The sequence below is a fragment of the Mesorhizobium sp. LjNodule214 genome, assembly GCF_964252735.1.
GTDB lineage: Bacteria > Pseudomonadota > Alphaproteobacteria > Rhizobiales > Rhizobiaceae > Mesorhizobium.
Genome location: NZ_CAXUPE020000001.1, coordinates 2389634 through 2414552 on the forward strand (window position 1 = coordinate 2389634; position 24919 = coordinate 2414552).

Sequence of the window (24919 nt, forward strand, 5' to 3'; positions counted from 1 at the left end):
TCAGGCGACGTCAACAAGTATGTGCTGCACCGCTGTCTGGTCGGCGTCCGAGTCCTCCACCTGGAAGGCGAAGTCGAGATGGGCTTCCGGTGTCTCGGTCACGGTCGTGGTGAAGCCGATGTCGGTGATCTTCAGCACGTCGTTGTCGGCGCCGTCGAAGTTCACCAGACTGGTGGTCGCATTGCTGCCGCCGCCAGCGCCGGTCGTCCTGTTCAGGTCGATTGCAGTGTTGTCGCCAGTGATCCCGTTGCCCGACTGCATGATCTGGACACCCCGCAGCAGGTAGTCTTCGCCGGCTGCGTTGTAGTCGTTCTGCTCGATGATCACGAGGCCGTCATTGTTGTCGAGCGGGAACTCGCTGGCGTACGGGTCCGGGACCTGGCCCTTCTTGAAGATGTCGTCGTTCGACACGTACACGGCCCGCGTGATCGTGGCGTTGTCGTCCGCGGTGCCGGCGATGTTGTCGGCACCGTTCTTGTCGATCAGGTCGAGGATCAGCATCAGGTCCTCCCTGTTGCCGATGCCGTCGAACTTGATGGCCATGTTGCCGGCGGTCGCCGTCGGGGTGGTCGCCTCGCTCGCGATACCGACGTTGTTGTTGAAGAACCGCAAGGTGAGCAGTTCGCCTTTCTGGATCGTGTCACCGGCGACACCGTTGGTGGTCTGGGTCGCAGACACCCAGTCCTCGAAGTTGTTGCTGACCATGTCGTGGGTGCCGGGTGTCGGCAGTGAGTTGAACGTGGTGTCGCTGGAAGACCCTTCACCGTCGTTTGTCAACGAGAACGTCTTGTTCTTGTTGTTGAGCGAGTTGGAGGTGAACTGCACGTAGAAGTCTTCGTCATCCGGCGTGTTCACGTCATCCGCCTGCAACTTCTCCAGCACGATCTGCGGGTGGCCCGAATTGCTCGTGGGCTCCTTGGACAGGAGTTCACTGGTGTGGATAAAGTCGAAGCTGAAGCCTTCGAGCGGGTCGGTCAGGGTGATGGTATAGGTGTCGGCAGCCTTGTCGAAGACGAGGGTGCCGCCCGCAGTGCCCGCCTGGAGCCCGGCCGCCGGGTCCTTGTCGTAGGTGAAGCTGAAGTTGAACGTCGCCGAGGTGGGATCCTCCGACGCGAGCGTCACCTCCGGGGTGAGGATATTGCCTCCTCCGCCGCCGACGATCGTGCCGCTGAGTCCGATCTGGACGCCGGCAAGCGCTAAATTCTGGTCGACAAAGTCAGAACCGCCGGCTGTGTAGAACGCGGCCGTGTGGGCATCCGAGCCGAGGTTGTAGCCGAAGGCTCCGGTGGCCGACGCGCCGGGCGTGTTGGCCAGGGTCTCGGGGGTCCCGGAACCGTTGCCGGCGTCCTGGTCACCGTCGAACGGCACCGGGATCGTCGGAGCGTCGTCCTTGAAGACGAGGCTTTTGCCGATGTCGGCACTGTCCGAGGCCTGATCGCCGTCACCATCGGTAATGGTCGCCGTCAAGGTGACGAGATCATCGGACGCCAACGTTATTTGCTCATCCGGCCCGCTGTCGGGGGAGTGTGTGACGGCACGCGCCTGATCGAGTGTCACGGTACCGTCAGCAGCCACGCTGATCGTGAACATCAGTAGGTTGCTGGCGTTGCGGCCCTCGACAACGCTGCCGTTGACGACCAGGTTGACCACTTCGCCGGTGACGGAGTCGATCAGGCCGGAAGGACCGGCGACCGCGCTGAGTGCGTAGGTGATCGTACCGGAACTTGCCGCGCCGTCAGCACCGGGATCCGACGTGAAGGTGCCCGCGAAGCTCGCCGAAGCGTCGGTGCCAAAGTCGGACTCGTCAACCGTGAGTGTCGGCTTTGTGCCGTCTGCCACGATGCTCGGCCCGTCGTCCTCGAAGGTGAAGGCATCACCGATATTGGCTGTCGCATCGGCGGTGTCGCCGTCACCATCGGTGGCGGTGGCGGTCAGCGTCACCAGGTCGGCGGCTGCCAGTGCCGCCGCCGAGGCGCCGCTCTCCACCGGATCGCTCGCATCGTCATGGACGACCGAGCGGTTCTGGGTCAGCGTCACCGCGCCGGTGGCGTCGACGCTGATCAGGAAGGCGACGGTGGCGGTGGCGTTCGCCAGATAGCCTTCGACCTCGCCGCTGGCGTTGAGGCGCAGCAGGATGTCGTCGCCGCTGATCGTGTCGTCGAGGCCGCTGTCGACACCCGCGCTCTTGACGCCGAGCGCATAGGTGATGGCATCGGCGTCCTGGACATCGTCGTCGTCGGCATCCTTGAAGCCGTCGGTGCCGAAGGCGGCGCTGAAGATGGTGGAGAAGTCGGTCGATGCGGTGTCGGGAATGTCGGTGTCGTCGGTGGTCAGCGTCGGCACGGTGCCTTCCGCCGTCACTGACGGCCCATCGTCCTCGAAGGTGAAGGCATCACCGATATCGGCTGTGGCATCGGCGGTGTCGCCGTCACCATCGGTGGCGGTGGCGGTCAGCGTCACCAGGTCGGCCGCGGCCAGTGCCGCCGCCGAGCCGCCGGTCTCCACCGGATCGCTCGCATCGTCATGGACGACCGAGCGGTTCTGGGTCAGCGTCACCGCGCCGGTGGCGTCGACGCTGATCAGGAAGGCGACGGTGGCGGTGGCGTTCGCCAGATAGCCTTCGACCTCGCCGCTGGCGTTGAGGCGCAGCAGGATGTCGTCGCCGCTGATCGTGTCGTCGAGGCCGCTGTCGACACCCGCGCTCTTGACGCCGAGCGCATAGGTGATGGCATCGGCGTCCTGGACATCGTCGTCGTCGGCATCCTTGAAGCCGTCGGTGCCGAAGGCGGCGCTGAAGATGGTGGAGAAGTCGGTCGATGCGGTGTCGGGAATGTCGGTGTCGTCGGTGGTCAGCGTCGGCACGGTGCCTTCCGCCGTCACTGACGGCCCATCGTCCTCGAAGGTGAAGGCATCACCGATATCGGCTGTGGCATCGGCGGTGTCGCCGTCACCATCGGTGGCGGTGGCGGTCAGCGTCACCAGGTCGGCCGCGGCCAGTGCCGCCGCCGAGCCGCCGGTCTCCACCGGATCGCTCGCATCGTCATGGACGACCGAGCGGTTCTGGGCCAGCGTCACCGCGCCGGTGGCGTCGACGCTGATCAGGAAGGCGACGGTGGCGGTGGCGTTCGCCAGATAGCCTTCGACCTCGCCGCTGGCGTTGAGGCGCAGCAGGATGTCGTCGCCGCTGATCGTGTCGTCGAGGCCGCTGTCGACGCCGTCGCTCTTGACGCCGAGCGCATAGGTGATGGCATCGGTGTCCTGGACGTCGTCGTCGTCGGCATCCTTGAAGCCGTCGGTGCCGAAGGCGGCGCTGAAGATGGTTGAGAAGTCGGTCGATGCGGTGTCGGGAATGTCGGTGTCGTCGGTGGTCAGCGTCGGCACGGTGCCTTCCGCCGTCACTGACGGCCCGTCGTCCTCGAAGGTGAAGGCCGTGCCGATATTGGCCGTCGCATCGTCGGTGTCGCCGTCACCGTCGGTGGCGGTGGCGGTCAGCGTCACCAGGTCGGCCGCGGCCAGTGCCGCCGCCGAGCCGCCGCTCTCCACCGGATCGGTCGCATTGTCATGGACGATCGAGCGGTTCTGGGCCAGCGTCACCGCGCCGGTGTTCGCGTCGACGCTGATCAGGAAGGCGATGGTGGTGGTGGCGTTCTCCAGATAGCCTTCGACCTCGCCGCTGGCGTTGAGGCGCAGCAGGATGTTGTCGCCGCTGATGGTGTCGTCGAGGCCGCTGTCGACGCCCGCGCTCTTGACGCCGAGCGCATAGGTGATGGCATCGGCGTCCTGGACATCGTCGTCGTCGGCATCCTTGAAGCCGTCGGCGCCGAAGGCGGCGCTGAAGATGGTGGAGAAGTCGGTCGATGCGGTGTCGGGAATCTCGGTGTCGTCGGTGGTCAGCGTCGGCACGGTGCCTTCCGCCGTCACGGACGGCCCGTCGTCGTCAAAGTTGATGAAGGAGCCGACCTCTTCGTTGTGGGCGTTGGTGGTTTGCCCCGTGAAATGGAACTCGGTGATGTCGAGCCCTTCGTTTGAATCGACCGATGAAACCTGCAGCCGATCCATTGGGCTGCTGGTGGTGATATCGACGGTGGTGACGTTGTCGAGCTCGGTGATGGTGACGATGCCGGTGCCGAGCCCGCTGACGGTAACGTTGCCGCTCCCCGTGGCATAGGTGCCATTGGTGGTGATGATGGACGCAAACCCCGATGTACCCGTCAACTTGACGCTGGTGATGTTCACGGAGCTGGTCGCGGTACCATCGAAGAAGTCCGAGCCTTGCTCGTTGCCCGTATTGTTGAAGGCGGCGATGCTGACGTCCACCCGATCAGTTGGACTGGAAGGCGTGATCTGGTTGATCGTGAACCCGGCCTGCGTGATAGTCTCGATATGGCTGCCGTACTGGATTTCCGCGGCATCGCCTGCGGCCAGGGTGCCGCCGGTCACAAAATCGACCTGCAGCGTTTCGTTCGGATTGATGCTCTGGTTGTTGATGCCAAAGCCTTGCGTGCTCACGTTGGCGGTGCCACCGTTCAAACCTATCACCAGCAGCTGCTTGGAAGCGTCAGCGGCCGAATTGATCAGGTAGAAATCATGATTGCCGGGCGCGGCGGCCGAGCCTGCGAAATTGGTCACGCTGGTGCCCGTGACCGAGGTGAACACCTTATTGGTCAGATCGATTTGGTCGTCGGCGTTGGCCGCATTCGGATGGAGCAACGGCACATACTGGACCGTGTACAGGTCCGCATTGGTGGCGCTGGTGCTGATCAGCGCAAACGAGTAGGCGAGCGGCCCGGTCTCAGCGGGCTCGGCGGCGGGGTCGGAAGTACCAATGACGCCGATCACGACGTTTGCATCGGTTGGGTCCTGGAACAGCCAGACATAATTGCCATCGACCGTCTGAATGCCGCTGTTGACGCCGACGGTGGTGGAAAACGGGGTTCCGGTGGCGTTCTGGGCGAGAACGACCGAGGTGATGGTTTCCCCAGCGCTCGCCGTGGCCTGCACGAAGTCGGTCTGGAAGGCGACCTCCGGTGAGGTCAGCCCGCCCGCATCGTCGAGACTTAGGAGGTATAGCAGCGTGGGGTCGGTGAGGTGCGGCGGGTCCAACGGGTTAACATCGTCGTCCTGAAGCCCGGTGGTCTCGTCGATGATGATGTCTTGGGTCAAGATGTCGAGTGCCATGGAGAGTCTCCCTGGTTTGAAACGCGTCAAGAAAAAGGGGTCCAGCCCCCTACTGCCGGATGGCACCTGTCCGAGTGCATCCGGTCGCGAAATGCAGCCCTCGACTTCATTGTGCCGCCGATGGAAAGGACGCGTCCATTCTCGGTTCGATAGTGTTAGGGTGAATACCCACACCTGATCGAACGATATACATCCTTCGATAGATCAAGCCGGGACAGGCGCTTGTCGGTCGACGCGCTGGAAAGAAGTGAAGATCGGACTTTGGAAAGATCCGACGCTTGAACAAAGGCTTAGGCAGTAGCGCGGTTGGGCTTGTGCGGCCGCCGCTCTGGTTTTCCGGTCCGCCGCCGGCGCTTGCCAGCGCCGTCAGCCTCGCCATCCGGCCGGTTGGTTTTCATCATTTGTGATATTCTCGCGCAACAGTTCAGGGGTGGCAGTACGGGGGCAGCATTGGCTGCCCCCGTTGGTCAAGTGTCAGGCGACGTCAACGAGTATGTGCTGCACCGCTGCCTGGTCGGCGTCCGCGTCCTCCACCTGGAAGGCGAAGTCGAGGTTGGCATCCGGAGCCTGGGTCACGGTCGTGGTGAAGCCGATGTCCGTGATCTTCAGCACGTCGTTATCGGCGCCGTCGAAGTTCACCAGGGGGGTCGCAAAGCTGCCGCCGCCAGCGCCGGTCGTCCTGTTCAGGTCGATCGCAGTGTTGTTGCCGGCGATCCCGTTGCCCGACTGCATGATCTGGACACCCTGCAGCACGTAGTCTTCGCCGGCTGCGTTGTAGTCGTTCTGCTCGACGATCACGAGGCCGTCATTGTTGTCGAGCGGGAACTCGCTGGCGTACGGGTCCGGGACCTGGCCCTTCTTGAAGATGTCGGCGTTCGACACGTACACGGCCCGCGTGATCGTGGCGTTGTCGTCCGCATTGCCGGCGATGTTGTCGGCACCGTTCTTGTCGATCAGGTCGAGGATCAGCATCAGGTCCTCGCTGTTGCCGATGCCGTCGAACTTGATGGCCATGGCGCCGGCCGTCTGGTTCGGGGTGATGTCCTCGGTGGCGATACCGGGGCTGTGGTCGAAGAACCGCAGCGTCAGCAACTCGCCTTTCTGGATGGTGTCACCGGCAACCCCGTTCGTGGTCCGGGTGGCAGACACCCAATCCTCGTGGTTGTTGGTGACCAGATCGCCGGGGTTCCATGCGGTGTCGGCGGGTGTCGAAGCGTCACTGTCGCCGGTCGTGTTAAGACCGAACTTGATGTTGTTGGTGGTCGAGTTCGCCGTGAACTGCACGAAGAAGTCCCGGTCGGTCGCTTCGGGTGTGCTGTCCGCCTCGAAGAGCTTCTCCACCACGATGTTCGGGTGACCGGTGTTGCTCGTCGGCTCCTTGGACAAGAGCTCACTGGTGTGGAGAACGTCGAAGCTGAAGCCTTCGAGCGGGTCGGTCAGGGTGATGGTGTAAGTGTCGTTAGCCTTGTCGAAGACGAGGGTGCCGCCCGCCGTGCCCGCCTGGACGCCAGCCGCTGGATCCTGGTCATAGGTGAAGCTGAAGTCGAACGTCGCGGAGGTGGCACTCTCCGATTGAAGCGTCACCTCCGGGGTGAGGACATTGCCTCCGCCGCCGCCGACGATCGTGCCGCTCAGTCCGATCTGGACGCCGGCGAGTACTGGATCTTGGTCGACAAAGTCGGAACCGCCGCCCGTGTAGAACGCGTCGGGGTGAGCATCCGCGCCGATGTCGTACCCGAAGGCCCCACTGGCCGAGGCGCCGGCCGCGTTGGCCAGAGTCTCGTGCTGGACACCTGCGGTGCCGGGGTCGCCGTCGAAGGGCACCGTGACCGCCGGCCCGTCGTCCTCGAAGTTGAAGGCATCGCCGATGTCGACCGTAGTGGGGGCGCTGTCGCCGTCGCCATCGGTGGCGGTTGCCGCCAGCGTCACCAGATTGGCCGCCATTGTCGCAGGCGTGTCGGCCTCGTCGGGATCGCTCGGATCGCCATGGACGACCCCTCGCGATTGATCGAGCGTCACGTTGCCATCGGCATCGACCGAGATGCGGAACACCTCATCCGTCCCGGCACGGCCAACAATGTCGTCGCCTTCCAGGTTGAGAAGCACCTCCAGGCCGCTTTGCGTGTCGAACAGACCGCTGGCGACATCTGTGCCACCGCCGAAAACGCCGAGCGCGTAGGTCAGTCCACCGCCGGCGTCCGCCGGTCCATCGTTTCCGAAGGCAGCCGTGAACAGAACCGAGAAGTCCCCCGAGTCGCTGGTGGTATCCGACTCGTCGACCGTCAGTTCCGGTATCGGTACGATGGACCGCACGATACTCGGCCCATCGTCCCGGATCTGCACCTTGTTGCCGATGGCGATGCCGGCGCTGCTGTTGCTGTCGCCGTCGCCGTCTGTGGCGGTGACCACCGCCAGCAGCGCGCTGTCGAGCATCGTCTCCACATCGTCGGGATTGCCGGCGTCCTGATGCGCGATGGCGACATATTGCGCGACGCTGAGGATACCGCCCTGGCTGATCGAGATGGCGATGGCGATAGGGTCGCCAGTTGTGCTGCCGTCGTTGCCGACGTCAACCCGGCCGACGACGAGGCCACCCTCGACATTGAGCAGGATATTGTGTCCGTCGAGCGAGTCGAAGCCGGAATCGGCATTCGCGCCGCTGACGCCGAGCGAAAGTGTCTGGGTGCCCGCTCCGTCGGCGCCGAAGCTCGAATTGGGTGTGACCACCGCCGAGGCGCTGGCCGCCCAGCCGAGGGCCGTGCCGAGCGCCGCGAAAGCGGCGGGCAAGGCTGCAGCCTGGTCGTCGGAACCGGCGTCGACGCCCGCCGTCTCGTCATGCAGAACCGTGGCAGCGGTCTCGGTCAAACCCGCCGTCGGCCCGTCATCGTCGAAGTTGATGAAGGAGCCGACCTCTTCGGTGTGGGCGTTGGTGTTTTGCGTCGTGAAATGGACCTCGGTGATGTCGAGCCCTTCATTCGCATCGACCGCCTCCACATGCAGCCGATCCATCGGGCTGCTGGTGGTGAAATCGACGGTGGTGACGTTATCGAGCCCGGTGATGGTGACGATGTTCCCGGTTCCGCTGAGCCCGGTGACGGTGACGTTGCCGCTTGCCGTGGCATAGGTGCCATCGACGGTGATGGTGGACAACCCTGACGCGCCCGTCAACGTGAGGCTGGTGATGTTCACGGGGTTGGTCGGACTGCCGTCGAAGAAGCCCGAGCCTTGCTCGTCGCCCTGAACGTCAAAAGCGCTGATCTTGATGTCCACCCGCCCACTCGGAGTGGACGGCGTGAGCTGGTTGATTATGAAGCCAGCCTGCGTGACGTTGTTGAGATGGCTGCCGTACGCGATGTCCGCGCCATCACCTGCGCTGGGCGTACCGCCGGTCACAAAATCGACCTGCAGCACTTCACGTCCTCGAGGTTGATTCTGCCCATCGGTGTCCGGATTGATGCTCTGGTTATCGACGCCAAATCCCTGCTGACTGACATTGCACTCGCTGTTGACCAGCGCGCTGTTGGGGTCGGCTTGGCTCGACCGCACGAGCCCCGTCACCAGCAACTGCTTGGAAGCGTCATCGGGCGAACTGAGCAGGTTGAATTCATTGCTGCCGGGATGGGCATTCTCACCGGTAAAACTGACCACGCTGGTCCCCGTGACCGAGGCGAACACCTTATTGGTCAGATCGATGCGGTCGTCCGCGCTGGTCGCGTCCGGATGGAACAACGGCACATACTGGACCGTGTACAGGTCCGCATTGGTGGCGCTGGTGCTGAGCAGCCCAAGCGAGAAGGCGAGCGGACCGGTCTCGGCCGGCTCGGCGAGCGGGTCGGCGGTGCCAATGACGCCGATCACGACGTTCGCATGGGTTGGGTCCTGGAACAGCCAGACATAGTTGCCATCGACCGTCCGGATGCCGCTGTTCACGCCGACGGTGGTGGAAAACGGGGTTCCGGTGGCGCTCTGGCTGAGCACGACCGAGGAGATGGTTTCCCCTTCGCTCGCCGAGGCCTGCACGAAATTGGTCTGGAAGGCGACCGCCGGTGAGGACAGCCCGCCCGCGCCGTCGCGACTTAGGAGGTATAGCAGCGTGGGGTCGGTGAGGTGCGGCAGAACGGACGGGTTAACATCATCGTCCTGAAGACCGGTGGTCTCGTCGATGATGATTTCTTGGGTCACTATGTCGAGTGCCATGGATTTTCTCCCTGGTTTGAAACGCATCAACACTAGGGATCCGGCCCCCCAGATCCCGGAATGCAACACCCCGAGTGCATCCGGTCGCGTCCTGAAACGCGGCCCTCGACTTCATTGTGCTGCCGATGGAAAGGACGCGTCCATTCTCGAATCGATAGTGTTATGGCTAATGCCCGTACCTGATCGAACGATATACATCCTTCGATAAATCAAGCCGTCGCCGGCGTCAGGGGTCGATGCAATCAGGTGGCGGCACGCTTCTGACCTTAGGTCCGGTTGGCGTGTGTTTCTGCCTACTCGGCAGGCGACAAGACGCGGCCGGTGATCAGTTCGGTGAGCGATTGCTTGATGACGGTGACGGCGCCGTGTAACGCCAGAGCGGCCATGATGCCCGCGACAACAATGTCAGGCCAGCCGGAGCCGGTTCCGAAGACGCCAGCGGCAGCAAGCAGGACGGCGAGGTTGCCTAGAACGTCGTTGCGGGTGCAAATCCATGCGGAACGCATGTTCGCGTCACCAGCCCTGTAGGCCCATAGCAGACCGAATGATGCGGCATTCGCCAGCAAGGCGACAGTGCCCACGGTGCCCATTGTGAAGGCTCCCGGCAAGGTGCCCTGAACAATGTTCCAGATGGCAATGCCAATGACCCAGGCCGCGAACAAGCCCATCGTCGCGCCCTTGATCAGCGCGGCGCTCGCGCGATAGCGAAGCGCCATGCCGACCACAAAAAGGCTGACAGCGTAGTTGCCAGCGTCGCCAAGAAAATCGAGCGCGTCGGCCTGAAGTGAGGCAGAGCCAGCAGCTACGCCAGCGCCGATCTCGACGGCAAACATTGCAGCATTGATCGCCAATACAAGCCAGAGCGCACGCCTATAGCCGGCATCGGCTTTTGCTTGGCTTCGTCATGATGATGCCCGCAACACGCTGCGCCCATGTTCAACGCTCCTGCCTTCCGCTAAGCATATAGGGCATGGCCTTGGTAGGCGACAAGCGCGGCTTCAAGTTTCAAACTGAGACACTGCCCGGTGCTGACATCATGTCGGTGCCGGTTGCAAGTCAGTTGAGGCTGGTGTGGTCCGTTCCCGGACGGTCGGCGCCTTTGCCGTGCGCCACCCAGGCCAGTTCCGCCCTCCCGCCGAGGTTGAGCTTGGCGTAGACATGATGCAGATGCATCTTCACCGTGCCTTCGGACACATTCAGCTGCTGCGCGATGGTCTTGTTGCGCAGTCCGCGCGAGACAAGGTCGGCAATTTCCGTCTCGCGCCCGGTCAGCCTGGATGCGAGCTGCTGCTGAGATTTCGACATCAGCAGCTGCTGAACGATCTTGTTGTCGATCCACTTCTTGCCTGCCGCCACCGCATTCACGCATTCGACGAGATAGCGATGGCTGATGCCGTCCAGCAACAGGCCGTCGACGTCGAGCGCCTGTATCTCCTTGATGTCGAATCGGCTGTTTGGCTGCAGGATGAAAATGATGCCGAGAGCATCCTGGCTGGCTCTCAGCCGCGACGAAAGAGCGGCCGTCTGCGGATCCGCGATATCGAGGCCGATGACGACCATATCAGGCCGATGACGCTCCACTTGCGGGAGAACGTCGATAGCACGGTGGGACTCGGCGACGACACTGTGTCCGGCCTTCCGCAGAACCCACTCCAGACCGGCGAGATACACCCCCCGCGGGTCCGCAATAACCAAAGTCGACATGCGAACACCGTCCGTAAAAAACGCAACGAACTTATCTAAATATGCCCGAAAGCAGGAAACCAGACCTTTAGAAGATTGTCAAGAAATCACTAATATAACCATGGCTATACTGAAACCTATGAGCGTGCCGGGTCAGGCAATCGTCTCGCACGCTCATGTATTGCGGGCGCCGCCAAGGCTGTCGTGGCAGCGCCAGCCTGCTTGTTTCCGGCCGGATGCGAGGCCGGCTCCGCCCGTCAGTAGCCGACCGTGAAGCGCTGCCTGATATGCCTGGGCGTCTCGATCTCGTTGGTCATGACGATGGCGTAGTCCTCGAAGGAGATGCTGCTGCCGTTCTCGGACGCCAGCAGGCTGTCCTTGCCGAGACGGAACTGGCCGGTGCGCTCGCCCGCGGTGAAAAGCGCCGACGGCGAGAGAAAGGTCCAGTCGAGATCGTCGATCGCCCTGAGCGTGTCGAGGAAGTCGGCGCCTTTCTGGGCTTCGGCCTTGTAGATGGCCGGGAATTCGGGCGTGTCGACCAGGCGCTTGCCGGGGGCGACCTCGAGGCTGCCGGCGCCGCCGACGACGAGGTAGCGCTTGACGCCGGAAGCGCGCACCGCCGCGATCAGCCCGTCGGCGTCGCTGGCCAGGAAATGCACCGAGCTTACCACGGCGTCATGGCCCTTGATCAGGGTGGCGAGGCCGTCACCGTCGAAGACATCGCCCTTCGTGGCGGTCACGCCGGGAAGCGCGGCGATCTTTTCCGGGTTGCGGGCGATAGCGGTGACGGTGTGGCCGCGGTCGGAGAGTTCCTTCAGGATGCGCGAGCCGGCCTGGCCGGACGCGCCGATGAGGGCGATCTTCATGGGGAATTTCCTTTCTGCTTGGGGAGGAGGAGGATCAGGCCGCCTGGATATGGGCGATGAGATTGTCGTAGCTGCCGAACAGCGCATTCGCGCCGATCAGGCGCGGCGCTCCGTTGCGGATGACGGCGAGCGAGGGAACGCCATTAGCGTGCAATCGCTGAAAAATCGCGCGGCCACGGCCGACCAGCTCGCGATGCGCCGCCAGGAGCGCCTCGGCCGGCGCTTTGAGCATCTGGGCTGCATCGGCCATGCCTGCGCCGGTCAGCACGTCCGTCACGCCATCCACCGTCACGATGTCGCGGCCGTCGACATAGCGGGCATGCTGGATAGCCTTCAGCGCCGGGAGCCGTCGGCGCGGGTCTTCGAGGCCGGCTGCGGTGATGGCAAGCGTGGCGGCGCTCGAGTCGAGCAGGGTGCCGCGAACATTCAGCACCTTGTCGAGATAGGCTTGCGTAAAACGCTGGCCGCTCTGCCGTTCGATGCGCTGGTCGTTGTCCCAGGCATGGGCGGCGAAGCCCGCATCCATCGGCCGTGCGCCCGTGCCGGAGAAGAGCCCGGTCGGGAGAAGGTCGAGCGTAATGCCGCTCGCTGCCAGCCGGTCCAGCATCGGCGTCGCGCCATAGCACCAGCCGCAGAGCGGATCGAAAAGATAGGTCACCGTAGCATCGGTCATAACAGGCTGGTCCGGGTGTCTTTGTCTCGGACCTAGATGGCAGTTCGCCGGGTTGCGAAAAACATCGATCAATCATACAAACTGTCTGATCAAATCAGACAATCGACCGATGACCGACCTTCTGAACCTCAACCGGCTCGTCTACTTCACCACCGTGGTGGAAACCGGCTCGTTCACCGCCGCGGCCGATCGGCTCGATGTCGCCAAGGCGGTGGTCAGCCATCAGGTCGGCAAGCTCGAGCAGGAACTGGGTGCGACGCTGCTGCGGCGCACGACGCGGCGCGTCACACCGACGGAGGAGGGGCGTCTGTTCTACGACCGGGCGGCGATCATTCTGCGCGAGGCCGAGGCAGCCTATGGCGACATCTCGCAAAGCGCGGCGAAGCCGACCGGGATGCTCAGGCTGACCGCGCCGCTCGATTATGGCGAGATGGTGGTGGCGCCGACCATCGCCACCTACCTGAGGAAGTATCCCAGGATGCGTGTCGAGACGATCTTCGACGACGCGGTGAGCAATCTCGTCGACGAAGAGATCGATCTCGGCATCCGCGTCGGCTGGCTCGCCGATTCCTCCAACCTGGCGCGGCGGCTGGGGACCTTGCAGCAATTCGTCGTGGCAAGCCCGGACCTCGCCGCCCGGCTGCCGGCGGATACCGGCCCCAGGCTGGCGAAGTCGCTGCCCTGGGTCGGCAACGCCCAATTGCGCGGCATCGGCCAATGGCTGTTTTCGAAAGACGGCGAGACGGTGCTGGCCGAGCTCAATCCGGTCGTCAGCTGCGACAAGACCCCCGGTGTGAAGGCATGCGTGCTGGCCGGTATCGGCCTCGGCATCTTTCCGGACTACAGCGTCAGCGACGACATTGCCGGGGGAAGGCTGGTTCGGGTGTTCGCCGACTGGACCTTGCCGACCGGCGGCATCCATGCCGTCTTCCCGCCGGCGCGCTTCAGGCCGGCCAAGGTGCGCGCCTTCGTCGATATGCTGGTGGCGGCCGAGAAGAAGCGTGCACGCGGCTCTGTTCTGGCTCGCTAAGGGAACCTTTGCTCAGCTGGCGATTTTGGAGATATGATGGAATCCCAACGGCCAGGAGGCATAGTCGATGACGACGAAACGTTTTGCGATCTGCGCTCTCGTTCTCGGGGTAGCCTGCGGCATTTCCGGCGCGGCATACGCTGGAAGTCGCGAGCATCGGCCACAGCCCGAACCCTACGTTCCCGCCGATGGCGATATCATCGACATCCTGTTCGGCGGCCCGCGCTACTATGACAAGCAGCTGGTCACGACAGGCGGCGAACCCTGCTCCTACCAAAGGGTAGGACCCGACGCGAATGCGCTGAACAAGATCAACGATCACCATTGCGGGAAGTAGCTGCCGCGGAAGCCTAGGCGACACCGTTCTCTCGTCAGGACCCGGCAGGCGTCAGCTTCTGGTCGCGGCACGCCTGAGTGCCTGCGGTGGCTGGCCGAAGGCTCTCAGGAAGGCATGGCGCATGCGCCCCGGGTCGCCGAAGCCGCTGGCCTCGGCGATGCGATCGAGAGGCGTGTGACTGGTCTCGACCGCCAATCGCGCACTCTCCAGCCGCAACCGTTCAACGGCCTTGGCAGGGGTGACTGTTCCCGGCGCTCCAGATCGAGCCAGATGCGACCGTGGCCGAGTTCGACGCACAGCATCCCGAAGGCGCCGATTACGTCATCGTTCCCGCCATGATGCGGGACGACGATGCCGATGTGCTGAAGTGGATCAGAAGCCAGGCGGCCAAGGGCGCCACCGTCATCGCCGGGGCCAAGGTGGTCGGGGCAAGCGGGCTGCTCGATGGCAAAAGGGCGACCACGCATTGGTATTCGCTGAACGAGCTTCGGGAAAAACATCCGACGATCCACTATGTCGCCGACCGGCGCTTCGTCGTCGATCAGGGCCTGGCGACGACGACCGGGATCACCGCGTCGATGCCGATGATGCTGACCCTGATCGAGGCCATCGCCGGGCGGGAGAAGGCCGAAGCCGTTGGCCGTGATCTCGGCCTCGCGCATTGGGATGCGCGGCATGCCAGCGCCCCCTTCACATTCACCCGTCCCTTCGCGCTGACGGCGATCGGCAACACGCTCGCCGTCCTCAGTCACGAGCAGCTCGGCATCGAACTGACCCTGGATATGGACGAGGTGTCTCTGGCGCTGGTCGCGGACGCCTGGTCGCGAACCTATCGCTCCCGCGCGGTGACGTTTGCCGCAAAGGACGGTGCGATCGTCAGCCGCAACGGCCTTCGTATCCTGCCCGACCAGGTCGCAGCGAACTGGCCCGGCGAACGCCTGGTTCCTTCTATGGTCGATCCGCGGCCGGCGAAGGCTCTCGACCAGGCGCTTCGCGATATTTCTGCCCGCTACGGCGCAAGCACGACGGACTTCGTTGCCATGCAGCTCGAATATCCCGAACAACCGTAGATGGCTTCAGGCGCGTCCGCCGGTCGCCTTCATCCGCTCGATGATCGCCGCCATTAGCGCGAGATCACGGCGCGAGTCGGCGAGGTCGGTCTGCGGCTTGGTGCCGTCCGTGATGTGGCGGTGGAAGGTCTCGAGTTCGTTGGCAAAGGCGTCGCCATAGAGCGGTCCAAAAGTCTTCGTCACCGGGCCGAGCGGGCCGGCTTCCATCACTTCCAGCCGCGTCGGCAGGCTGCGGATGTAGGGCGTGTCGTAGATGATACGCACCCGTCTGGTGTTCGAACGCACCTCGATCATAGCGTCGAACAGGCCGAGATCGTCGACCACCGCATCGTACAGGCAGGCGAAATGGCCATAGTCGAAGGTCACGCTGGTGTTCGCGCCGCCATTGGTGCGGTGCGCGGCGATCACGCCGGCCGGCTCGCCGAGCAGTCCGCGCATCGCCGAAATATGGTGCGAGGAAAGCGCCGTCAGCCCACGATAGGCACGCACGAGGTCGGCGGGCGCTTCGGCGCCCACCACCTCGCGGATCAGCGCATCGCGTTCTTTCGCGCCGCGCGCCAGCAGCGCCGGGTCGATGTCGTTGGGATAGAGGATGTTCTGGCTCTTCTTCAGGAAGTGCCGGCCCTCGGAGATCAGGTCGAAGATGCGGACATGGGTGATGTCGGCGTGGGCAGGCAATTCATCCTTGGCCGCCAGATAAGCCGGCGCGTAGCGGCGCATATAGCCGACGAAAATGGTCTTTGCGTAATTCGTCGTCAGCGCCAGCAGCTCGTCGATCTCGCGCACCGTCAGGCAGGCGGGTTTCTCCAGCAGGATGTGCTTGTTGGCCGCGATCGCGGCGCGCACGAAGCGGCTGTGCGTGTCGTCGGACGACAGCACGAAGACCGCGTCGATGTCGGGCGAATTGATCAGCGCTTCCGCCGTATCGAAGGCCTTTGCCGTCGGATACTCGGACGTGCACAGCGCCACCAGGCTCGGCGAGACGTCATGGACGCCCGCTATCACCCAGCGGTCGCGCTGGTCCGCCAATACAGGCAGATGGATCGACTGCGCGACCTCGCCTAGACCCACAAGTCCGACACGGATTGGTGCCACTCGCAAAACTCCCTTGCATTTCAAGCCTGGGGCCGGCCGAGACGGCCAGCCATTGATTTCATCATCGTCGGTCGCCGCTCACGCCGCGCCGGTGACCAGCGCGACAAGCTCATTGCCTGATGTCTCCGAGGCACGCACCGTCGCCGCCATCTTGCCCGCCCGCATCACCCAGATCTGGTCGGACAGGCGCCGCACCTGATCGAAATTATGGCTGACCAGGATGACGCTGACGCCTTGCTCGCGCAGCCGCCGGATCAGCGCCTCGACATTCGCCGTCTCCTGCACGCCGAGCGCCGCCGTCGGCTCGTCCATCACGACAAGCTTGGCGCCGGAGCCGGCGGCGCGGCATATCGAGATCGCCTGCCTTTGCCCGCCGGACAGGCGCCTTACGCGCTGGTTGACCGAAGGCATGTTGATCGACAGGCGTGACAGCATGGCGCGCGCCTGCGTCTTCATCGCCTTGCGGTCGAGCAGCGCGAAGGGGCCGATGCGGCGCACGATCTCGCGGTTGAGGAACAGGTTCTGCGCCACCGTCAGTTCGTCGATCAGCGCCAGGTTCTGGTGCACCGTCTCGATTCCAGACTTGCGCGCCTCGTCGGGATTGCCGAACGGCTTCGGCTTGCCGTCGAAGAAGATCTCTCCGCCGTCCGGCACGTGCACGCCGACCAGGCAGCGGATCAGCGTCGACTTGCCGGCGCCATTGTCGCCGATCACCGCCGTGACCTCGCCGCGGCGAGCCTGGAAGGCGACGTCGGTGAAGGCGCGGATGCCGCCGAAATGCTTGCTCAGCCCTTCGCAGGCGAGGATCGCTTCCGAGGAGAGGATGTGATGGACGGCGCTCATTTCTGGTACCGCATGATCAGCGCCGCCAGCACCACGATGGCACCCACGGCGAGCGGTTGGTAGAAGGCTGAGACGCTGAGCAGGGTCAGGCCGTTGACGAGAGCGGTGAGCATCAGCGCGCCGATCGCCGGCCCGAGGATGCTGGCGCGGCCGCCGAACAGGCTGACACCGCCCAGCACCACGGCTGCCACCGAATTCAAGAGCAGGCTGGTGTTGATCAGCGGCTCGGCCGAGCCGATGCGCGCCACCAGCAGAATTGCGGCGATGCCGGCGCAGAAACCCGAAATCGTATAGGCGGCGATCTTGACCCGGTTGGTGCGGATGCCGAGCGCGTTGGCGCTCTCGGTCTGGCCGCCGGTGGCTAGGAGATGCACGCCGAAGCGGGTGTGGTAGAGCGCGATATGCGCGACGATGACGGCCACGATCGCCACCCAGACCGGATAGCCGAACGGTCCGAAATGACCCGATGCCAGGCGCAGCAGGAAGGTCGAGCCGACCATGGTCGGTTCGCCGCCCGACAGGATGAGGCCGAGGCCGGTGATGCCCGACAGCGTGCCGAGCGTCACCACGAAGTCGGGAATGCGCCCGGCGGTGATCAGCAGGCCGTTGAGAAAGCCCACCGCGCTGGTGGCAAGGACGGCGAGCACGCAGGCGAGGAAAATGCCATAGCCGGCGGCGTTGACCAGGCCGAGGATGATGGCGCCGAGCATGACGGCTGCCGCCAGCGACAGATCGATGCCGGAGGTCGCCACGACGAAGGTCTGGCCGATCGACAGCACGACCAGGATCGCCGCCGCCAAGAGCAGCGCCTGCAGATTGGCGACGCTGAGAAAGACCGGCTGGGCAATGCCGAACACGATGACGAGGCCGACCAGGCCGACGACCGATGCCCAGTCGGCCCAGAAGGAAGGATCAAGGAGGAGAGCCGACAGGGAGGGGCGGCTCTCCTCCGCCGCGCCCGCCGTCACTCGAGCGGGCGCGTTTTGTTCAGGAGTGATCACTTCAACATCTCGCGGAAGGGATCGGGATAGTCGCCGCCGGGGGCCGGGAAGTTCTTCAGCGAGGCCTCGGCATTGGCCTTGTTGATCAAGAGCACCGGCGCCGGCACGTTGGCGGGCAGCTCCTTGCCCATCGCCGCCGCCTTGCAGGCTTCCACGCCCATGGCGCCGACCACGTACGGATATTGCGCGACGGTGGCGGAGAGTTCGCCCGCGGCAACCGATTTCAGCGCATCGACGATGCCGTCGAGCCCGATCACCTTGACGTCCTTGCCCGATGTCTGAACGGCGCGCTCGACGCCGAGCGCCATGATGTCGTTGGCGGCGAAGAAGCCGGCAAGATCCGGGTGCGCCGCCAGGATGTCGGTGGCTGCGGTCAGCGCCTTCTCGCGATCCCAGTCGGCGCTTACCATAACCACAACTTCGAGCTTGCCTTCGACGGCCTGCTTGAAGCCCTTGATGCGGGCGTTGCTACCGACGTCGCCGACGATGCCCGCCACCAGGGCGACCTTGGAGCCGTTCGGAACCAGCTTCAGCATTTCTTCGCCGGCCAGCGCGCCGGCGGCGACGTTGTCGGTGCCGATGTAGGTGGAGATGGCAAAGCCGGCAGCCTTGGCCTGCTCGGCGTCGATGGTGCTGTCGATGTTGACGATCGGCTTCTTCTTCTGCGCGACCGGCACCAGCGCCTGCACCAGGTTGGAGACGCTGATCGGGTTGACCAGATAGCAATCGAAATCCTGCATGGCCATGGCGGTCAGCCGGTCGGCCTGCCCGGTCGCGTCGCCCATATTGGCGGCCGCCTGCACGGTGACGCCGACGCCGTCTGCCTTGGCCTGCTCCTCGATGCCCTTCTGCATGTATTGGAAGAACGGGTTGTCGAGACCTTTGACGATGGCCGCGACCTTCGCCGCGTCCTCGGCATGGGCTGGTATCGCCAGTGTCGTTGCAAGCAGGCCCGCGCCGAGCGTCAGGCAATTGAACATGCGCATGTGTCTTCCTCCTCCGGATTTCTGTTTGTCGGCTCGTTTTTCTGCGAACGGCATGCCTGACAGGACGCAAGCGACCCCGACGCCTGCGTTGGAAAAATGATGACCGGTTGATGCGCGGGTTGCGACCCCGGTTCGGGTCTCTTCTGTGTCAGGCATTGCTCCTCCCAGAGCGCTGGCCGATGCCTTGCCAGCATTTCCGCATGTTTTAGAAAAATTTGACACGCGTCAAGAATTAAAGTGGTGTGCAGTGCGTTTTGATGTGCTGCGGTGCAGCAGGAAGGGCGAGGAAGAACGCAGCGATGAAGAACAAGCGCTTGCGATCCTTCACGCCCCTCTGTCCGGCAGCACAGAGGGGGCGCTGTCCCGCCAACGTCTCATAATTGTCGGGGAACTCAACTCAAGCCAGCGGCGCCAGCGCTGGGCCATCCATCCGGAACAGATGACAAGCCGATGGCGCGATATCGAGCGCGATTGGGCTGTGGAGCGGCGTGGTGTCGCCGCCTTCGGCTTGCACCACCAGCGTGATGTCAGGCGCCACCTCGACATGGAAAATGGTCAGGCTGCCGAGCCGCTCCGCGAGCGCCGCCTGACCCTTGAATGGCCCGTCCGGCGAGACCTTGAGGTGCTCCGGCCGCATGCCGAGCAGCAGCTCGTCGCCGGCTTTGACCGCGCCCGCCTCGACCGGCACGGTCAGCGACTGGCCGCCCGGCAAGGTCACCGTGACGCCTTCGGCTCCAACCGACGCCACCTTCAGCTTCAACAGGTTCATCTTCGGCGAGCCGATGAAGCCGGCGACGAAGATGTTGGCCGGCCGGTTGTAGAGTTCGAGCGGCGAGCCGACCTGCTCGATCGAGCCGCCGTTCAGCACCACGATCTTGTCGGCCATGGTCATGGCCTCGATCTGGTCGTGGGTGACATAGATCATCGTTGCGTTGAACTGCTCATGCAGCCGCATCAGCTCCAGCCGCATGCTGACGCGCAGCGCTGCGTCGAGGTTGGACAGCGGCTCGTCGAACAGGAACACTTTGGGATTGCGCACAATGGCGCGGCCGATGGCGACGCGCTGGCGCTGGCCGCCCGACAGCGCCTTCGGCCGTCGGTCGAGAAGGTGCGCAAGCTGCAGCACCTCGGCTGCCTCCTTCACCTTGCGCTCCCGCTCCTGAACGGGAACGCCGGCGATCTTCAGCGCGAAGCCCATATTCTCGGCCACGCTCATATGCGGATAGAGCGCGTAGGACTGGAACACCATGGCCAGCCCGCGCTCGGAAGGGTCGATGTCGTTGGCGCGCACGCCATCGATCAGCAGGTCGCCGTGGCTGATCTTTTCCAAGCCGGCGATCATGCGCAGCAGCGTGGACTTGCCGCAGCCGGACGGGCCGACGAAGACCACGAATTCACGGTCCTCGACGTCGAGGTCGATGCCCTTGATGATCTCGACAGATCCATAGGATTTGCGCGCGCCGCGCAGCTTCAGCTCAGCCATGGCTTGCCTCCCTGGCGCCGGCTTGGTCGCCGGCGCCGTTCTTCGTCTCGTCGTCCTGGACCATCGCCAGCGCAGTGCCCGGCTCGCCCTCCCACAGGATCAGGCTTGCCGCGCCGACCAGCCCGGCGCGGTCGCCGAGCTCGGCCTGAACGATCGGCACGTCGCGATAGGCTTGCATGGCCCGTGTCTCGACGGTGGTTCTGATCAGCGGCGCCAGGAGGTCGAAGCCGTTGGCGAGACCGCCACCCATGACGATCAGATCGGGCGAATAGAGATGCAGCAGATTGGTGAAGCCGATGCCCAGCCACTTCGCCTCGGCCTCGACCAGGTCGAGTGCGGCGGTATCGCCGGCCCGCGCGGCCTCGACGACATGCCTGGCCGAAACGTCGCCGTCATTGGAAAGGCGCCTGAGCAGCGAGCCGTCGCCGCGCGCGGTGAGCTTCGTGGCGCGCCGCCCGAGCGCCGTTCCCGAAGCGACCGCCTCGAAGCAGCCGACGGCGCCGCAGAAGCAGCGCTCGCCTTCGCCGGTAATCGTCATGTGGCCGATCTCGGCCGCCAGGCCGCGCCGTCCGTGATAGATATGGCCATCGGCCACCACACCGCCGCCGATGCCGGTCGACACGGTGACGAAGACCAGCGATCCGGAACCGCGGCCGGCGCCGAAGCGCCATTCGCCGAGGGCTGCCGCGTTGGCGTCATTCTCCAGTCGCACCGGCAGGCCGAATTGCCGGCTGAGAATGTCGATCAGCGGCACGTTGTGCCAGCCGGCCAGAGTCGGCGGCCCGATGACGATCCCCGCCTTGGGATCGAGCGGCCCCGGCGCGCACATGCCGATGCCGACCACCTTTGCCTGCGGATGCTCCGCCAGCAGGGTTCCGGCGAGCGTAATGATCTGGCCGATCACCGCCTCCGATCCCGCGCCCGCCATCGTCGGCGCCGAAACACGGGCGATGACGTCGCCGCTGCGCTCGACCAGCGCGCCGCGCAGCTCCGTGCCGCCGAGATCGAAGGCAAGCGCAAGCGTGCTCATCAGGCGGCGACCTTCAGTCCGTGCAGCCAGGCCATACGCTGCGCGAGATCCGGGTCGCCGAAGGCCAGCGAGCCAAGAACCACCGTCTCGGCGCCGGCGGCACGCAGCAGTGGCACCGTCTCGTGGCGGATGCCGCCGTCGGCGGCGAGCACGATGTCCGCCTCGCGGCCGGCCTTCCTCATCAGCGTGCGTGCCTCGATCAGGCGTGGGCAGGCCTGGTCGGACAGGCTCTGGCCCTTGACGCCGATCGAGGTGCCGAGAAGCGTCACGAATGCCACTTCGGGCAGGAAGGGCGCAACAGCGCTGACAGGCGTTTCCAGCCTGAGCACGACGCCGGCCTCGGCGCCAAGCTCTTGCGCCAATTTCACCGCGCGCAGGCCGGCCTCGCCGTTTTCGGCGTGCACGCTGATCAGGTCGGCGCCAGCCTCGATGAACTGGCGCGTCTGCTCCTCGACGATCTCGGCCTCGACCATCAGATGCACATGGACAGGCTTCGCGGTCAGCTTGGCGATCCGCGCCACCAGGTCGGGGAAGAACAGGAAGCCCGGCGTGAAGCGGGCGTCGGCGACATCGATATGGTGGAGGTCGACATAGGCGTCGATGCGCTTCAGGTCGCGCTCCATATTGGCGAGATCGGCCGACCAGAGCGAGAACTCGCCGATCAGCCTGTTGCGCGGCAAGGCAGCTATTGCCGAGGGGCCGGAAAGGGGCTTGGTGGTCATGACGGAATGAGGCTCCGGAAGTTGGCGTGGGCGTGAAGGAAGGCCGTGATCTCAGCGTGCAGTTCGGCGAAATGCCGGGCGCTGTCGCGCGCCTTGGGCGCGATATCGGCAAAGGTGGCATTGGGAATGGCGGCCGCCAGCGTATAGGCGGCGGACAGCGGGTGCACGGCGTCCATCGCGTTGCCGATGACCAAAGCCGGAATGTCGAGGGCCTCGGCATCCCTAGCCGAAACGCCAGGTCCGTCGGCGGCGATGTCGACAAGCACTTGCGCGAACGCCATGGCGTCCGGCCGGTCGAAATAACCGAACAGCGATGCAAGATTGTCGGGCGCCTCGCGATAGAGCCGCACGGCGGTCTCGGATTGCGCGAAGAGCGCCCGCGCTTTATCGGCTCCATGATTGAGGATGAGGCCAGCGACCTCGGCGATCGGCCGCATGTTGGCCGGTGCCTTGCCGAAGGTCCAGGCGGGCCGCACCAGGACAAGCCCTGCGACGCGGTCGGGATGGCGGCAGGCGAGGCGGAGCGCGATTCCCGCGCCCATCGAGACGCCGCCGGCGACGAAACGCTCGAGGCCGGCCTGGTCGGCCGCGGCGAGCACATCGTCCGCGAACATCTGGAAGGAGAATGGCCGGCGGCTTCCGAGAGCCGAGCCGCCATGCCCGCGGCATTCGAGCGTGAGGCGCCGCAGGCCGACGCCGGCGGGGAAGGACTGTGCGACCTGCGCCTCGCCGCCGCCAAGACCATGCTGGAAGACGACCGCCAGCCCGTCGCCCGCGTCGGAAACCCGCAGCGTGGCGTCATCGCGGAGCAGGGTCGTCGGGCGCACCATCACAGCAGCCCTCTCAGGAAGCGAGCAACGTCGGGCGCCTCGTTGGCGGAAAGCCCATGCGTCACCAACGGACCATCAAAGCCTGTCGCCTTGAGCCGGGCGACGAAATCGGCGAAGTCGACGACACCTTGCCCGGCCGTGGCGAAGCGACCGTCGGCGAAACGGTCCTTGGCGTGCGCCATGGCGACATAGCCGGCCGTGGTTTCGATGGCGGCGGTGACGATGGCGCGGGCCTGCGCAGCATCCGCCTGCTCGAACAGGTTGGCCGGATCGAGCACGACGCGCAGCCGCTTCGAGCCCATTTCGGCAATCAGGCGCATGGCGTCTCCGGCCGAGGTGACGATGTTGGCCTGTTCCGGTTCGATGCCGAGATCGACGCCATGGCGTTCGGCGAGTTGCAATGCATTTTCCATTTCGCGCGCCATATCGGCCCATGCCGAGGGATCGGCGTTGTCGGGGTGGTGCGCCCACTGGTCGTCACGGTTGCGGGTTCCCGTGCACAGCGTGACGAGCGGCGTGGACAGCTTGGCGGCGGCTTCGATCACAACCGCCAACCTGCGCAGGCCGTCGTCGCGAACAACCTTGTCCGGATGCGCCATGTTGTAGGTGCCGGACAGCGCCACCAAGGCGACGCCGGAAGTATTGGCGGCGGCCTCAATCGCGCGGACGGAAGCGTCCGGAACCGCATCCGGCATCGACGGCAGCCCGGCGCAGGCCAGGTTGAACTGGGTGACGGCAAATCCCGCATCGCGCACCGCGGCCAGCACGCCGGCCGGTTCGCTGCCAGGAAAGGTCTTGGCGAACACCCCGATTTGCATCAGACCGCTCCCGTGACGCTGGCGATCTCGACGCGCTCGCCGCTTTCGACCGAGCGGGCGATCGCCACCATGGCCCGGATCGAGGCAAGGCCGTCATCGACGTTGGCGCCACGCATCGGTTTGCCGTCAAGGACCGTCTCGGCGAGGCCTTCGAGCTGGCGCCGGAAGAAATGGCCGTCGGCGCCGAGCGGCTTGCGCGAGGTCGCGTCCTTCTCGTGGAAGATGTCGACCTCGCTGGCGCGGAAATACCAGGGATTGAAGGTCTTCGCGATCACCGAGCCGTTCTCGCCATAGAGCTGAAAACCCTCGTGCCAGTCCATGCGAACAGCCACGGTGAGATCGAGATGGCCGAGCGCGCCATTGGCAAATTCGGTTTCGACGAACCAGCAATAGGCGCCGAAGCGTTCGTTGAGGCGGGCGCGTACGGCCGTGATCTCGCCGCACAGGAAGCGCGCCGTGTCGACCAGATGCGAGCCATGCGCCAGCATGAAATACTGCCTGAGGTCCGCCTTCGGATTGCCGACCGGCTTCCTTGCCAGCTTGCTGGTGACGGGCAGCGGCTGCACCGCGTCGGTGTTGGTGTAGCGATGGGTGGAATCGCAGTACCAGGCCTTCAGCGCCAGGATATCGCCCATCTCGTCGCGGACGAAATCGCGCGCTGCTTCCAGCGCCGGGTCGAAGCGCTTCATGTGGCCGACCTGCAGCGCCTTGCCGGAGCGCTTGACGGCGTCGGCGAGTTTCTGGCCCTCTTCGACCGAGACGCCGATCGGCTTTTCGCACAGAACGTGCTTGCCGGCCTCCAGCGCCTTGATCGACATCGGCACGTGATAGGCATCCGAGGTGGCGACGATCACCGCTTCCAGCTGTGGGTCGGCCAGCATCGCGTCGTAGTCGCCATACATTTTTTCCGGCTCATAGGTCGCGCCCATGCGTGCGAGCAGGTCGGGAGCGGCGTCGCAGATCGCGTAGAGATCGGCATTGCTGGCCTTCACGCAGGATTCCAGATGGGCGAATTGCGCGATCGGCCCGCAGCCGAGCACACCGACACGAAGGCGACGGTCTTGCTTGCGGATCATC

General features: G+C 64.6%; 18 protein-coding genes and 2 pseudogenes. 3 read left to right on the plus strand and 17 right to left on the minus strand.

All coding sequences use genetic code 11. From position 1 onward, the window contains the following. From ACSQ3Z_RS11160 to ACSQ3Z_RS11185, 6 genes are all read right to left on the minus strand, one after another. The gene (locus ACSQ3Z_RS11160; RefSeq protein WP_436171321.1) at nucleotides 1-5178 is read right to left on the minus strand and encodes a DUF5801 repeats-in-toxin domain-containing protein; all 5178 of its coding nucleotides are present in this window, start codon (nucleotides 5176-5178) and stop codon (nucleotides 1-3) included. A gap of 474 nt (nucleotides 5179-5652) precedes the next feature. Beyond that, the gene (locus ACSQ3Z_RS11165) at nucleotides 5653-9375 is read right to left on the minus strand and encodes a DUF5801 repeats-in-toxin domain-containing protein (RefSeq protein ID WP_436171322.1); all 3723 of its coding nucleotides are present in this window, start codon (nucleotides 9373-9375) and stop codon (nucleotides 5653-5655) included. A gap of 293 nt (nucleotides 9376-9668) precedes the next feature. After that, entirely contained in the window at nucleotides 9669-10208 is a 540-nt protein-coding gene (locus ACSQ3Z_RS11170; RefSeq protein ID WP_436171323.1) for a cation transporter, read from the minus strand. Between the two features lie 223 nt (nucleotides 10209-10431). Then, entirely contained in the window at nucleotides 10432-10935 is a 504-nt protein-coding gene (locus ACSQ3Z_RS11175; RefSeq protein WP_436171324.1) for a LuxR C-terminal-related transcriptional regulator, read from the minus strand. Between the two features lie 380 nt (nucleotides 10936-11315). Continuing rightward, the gene (locus tag ACSQ3Z_RS11180) at nucleotides 11316-11924 is read right to left on the minus strand and encodes an NAD(P)-dependent oxidoreductase (protein ID WP_436171325.1); all 609 of its coding nucleotides are present in this window, start codon (nucleotides 11922-11924) and stop codon (nucleotides 11316-11318) included. Between the two features lie 34 nt (nucleotides 11925-11958). Then, entirely contained in the window at nucleotides 11959-12597 is a 639-nt protein-coding gene (locus tag ACSQ3Z_RS11185; RefSeq protein ID WP_436171326.1) for a DsbA family protein, read from the minus strand. 109 nt (nucleotides 12598-12706) lie between these two features. Here ACSQ3Z_RS11185 and ACSQ3Z_RS11190 point away from each other — a divergent pair, with 109 nt between their 5' ends. Both ACSQ3Z_RS11190 and ACSQ3Z_RS11195 read left to right on the plus strand, forming a co-directional pair. Continuing rightward, a complete protein-coding gene (locus tag ACSQ3Z_RS11190; RefSeq protein ID WP_436171327.1) occupies nucleotides 12707-13627 on the plus strand; it encodes a LysR substrate-binding domain-containing protein in 921 nt (306 codons plus the stop codon). 67 nt (nucleotides 13628-13694) lie between these two features. Next, nucleotides 13695-13964, plus strand: a complete 270-nt coding sequence (locus ACSQ3Z_RS11195) for a hypothetical protein (RefSeq protein ID WP_436171328.1) — start codon at nucleotides 13695-13697, stop codon at nucleotides 13962-13964. 51 nt (nucleotides 13965-14015) lie between these two features. Here ACSQ3Z_RS11195 and ACSQ3Z_RS11200 read toward each other — a convergent pair. Continuing rightward, nucleotides 14016-14210 (minus strand): annotated as a pseudogene (locus ACSQ3Z_RS11200) (helix-turn-helix domain-containing protein); the annotation flags it as partial. Here ACSQ3Z_RS11200 and ACSQ3Z_RS11205 point away from each other — a divergent pair. Further along, nucleotides 14207-15034, plus strand: a pseudogene (locus ACSQ3Z_RS11205) (DJ-1/PfpI family protein); the annotation flags it as partial. The pseudogenes ACSQ3Z_RS11200 and ACSQ3Z_RS11205 overlap by 4 nt on opposite strands. A gap of 6 nt (nucleotides 15035-15040) precedes the next feature. Here the strand turns inward: ACSQ3Z_RS11205 and ACSQ3Z_RS11210 are convergent. The 10 genes from ACSQ3Z_RS11210 to ACSQ3Z_RS11255 all read right to left on the minus strand — a co-directional run bounded on the left by ACSQ3Z_RS11210 (nucleotide 15041) and on the right by ACSQ3Z_RS11255 (nucleotide 24918). Beyond that, nucleotides 15041-16129, minus strand: a complete 1089-nt coding sequence (locus ACSQ3Z_RS11210; RefSeq protein WP_436171329.1) for a Gfo/Idh/MocA family protein — start codon at nucleotides 16127-16129, stop codon at nucleotides 15041-15043. Between the two features lie 78 nt (nucleotides 16130-16207). Beyond that, nucleotides 16208-16972 (minus strand): ATP-binding cassette domain-containing protein, encoded by a 765-nt coding sequence (locus tag ACSQ3Z_RS11215; protein ID WP_436171330.1) that lies wholly within the window; start codon nucleotides 16970-16972, stop codon nucleotides 16208-16210. Then, the gene (locus tag ACSQ3Z_RS11220) at nucleotides 16969-17973 is read right to left on the minus strand and encodes an ABC transporter permease (protein WP_436171331.1); all 1005 of its coding nucleotides are present in this window, start codon (nucleotides 17971-17973) and stop codon (nucleotides 16969-16971) included. The genes ACSQ3Z_RS11215 and ACSQ3Z_RS11220 overlap by 4 nt, the downstream gene beginning before the upstream one ends. Then, nucleotides 17970-18959, minus strand: coding sequence for a sugar ABC transporter substrate-binding protein (locus ACSQ3Z_RS11225; protein ID WP_436171332.1), 990 nt, complete (start codon nucleotides 18957-18959; stop codon nucleotides 17970-17972). Before ACSQ3Z_RS11225 ends, ACSQ3Z_RS11220 begins: the two co-directional genes overlap by 4 nt. Before the next feature lie 397 nt (nucleotides 18960-19356). Continuing rightward, nucleotides 19357-20442 (minus strand): ABC transporter ATP-binding protein, encoded by a 1086-nt coding sequence (locus tag ACSQ3Z_RS11230; protein ID WP_436171333.1) that lies wholly within the window; start codon nucleotides 20440-20442, stop codon nucleotides 19357-19359. Further along, nucleotides 20435-21472: an ROK family protein gene (locus ACSQ3Z_RS11235; RefSeq protein WP_436171334.1), complete on the minus strand. Its 1038-nt coding sequence runs from the start codon at nucleotides 21470-21472 to the stop codon at nucleotides 20435-20437. The genes ACSQ3Z_RS11230 and ACSQ3Z_RS11235 overlap by 8 nt, the downstream gene beginning before the upstream one ends. Continuing rightward, entirely contained in the window at nucleotides 21472-22194 is a 723-nt protein-coding gene (locus ACSQ3Z_RS11240; RefSeq protein ID WP_436171335.1) for a ribulose-phosphate 3-epimerase, read from the minus strand. Before ACSQ3Z_RS11240 ends, ACSQ3Z_RS11235 begins: the two co-directional genes overlap by 1 nt. Further along, entirely contained in the window at nucleotides 22191-23024 is an 834-nt protein-coding gene (locus ACSQ3Z_RS11245; RefSeq protein ID WP_436171336.1) for an alpha/beta fold hydrolase, read from the minus strand. The genes ACSQ3Z_RS11240 and ACSQ3Z_RS11245 overlap by 4 nt, the downstream gene beginning before the upstream one ends. Next, complete coding sequence (locus ACSQ3Z_RS11250; RefSeq protein ID WP_436171337.1) at nucleotides 23024-23842, minus strand: sugar phosphate isomerase/epimerase family protein; 819 nt, start codon at nucleotides 23840-23842, stop codon at nucleotides 23024-23026. The genes ACSQ3Z_RS11245 and ACSQ3Z_RS11250 overlap by 1 nt, the downstream gene beginning before the upstream one ends. Further along, nucleotides 23842-24918 (minus strand): Gfo/Idh/MocA family protein, encoded by a 1077-nt coding sequence (locus ACSQ3Z_RS11255; RefSeq protein WP_436171338.1) that lies wholly within the window; start codon nucleotides 24916-24918, stop codon nucleotides 23842-23844. Before ACSQ3Z_RS11255 ends, ACSQ3Z_RS11250 begins: the two co-directional genes overlap by 1 nt. Nucleotide 24919: the final 1 nt, after the last annotated feature.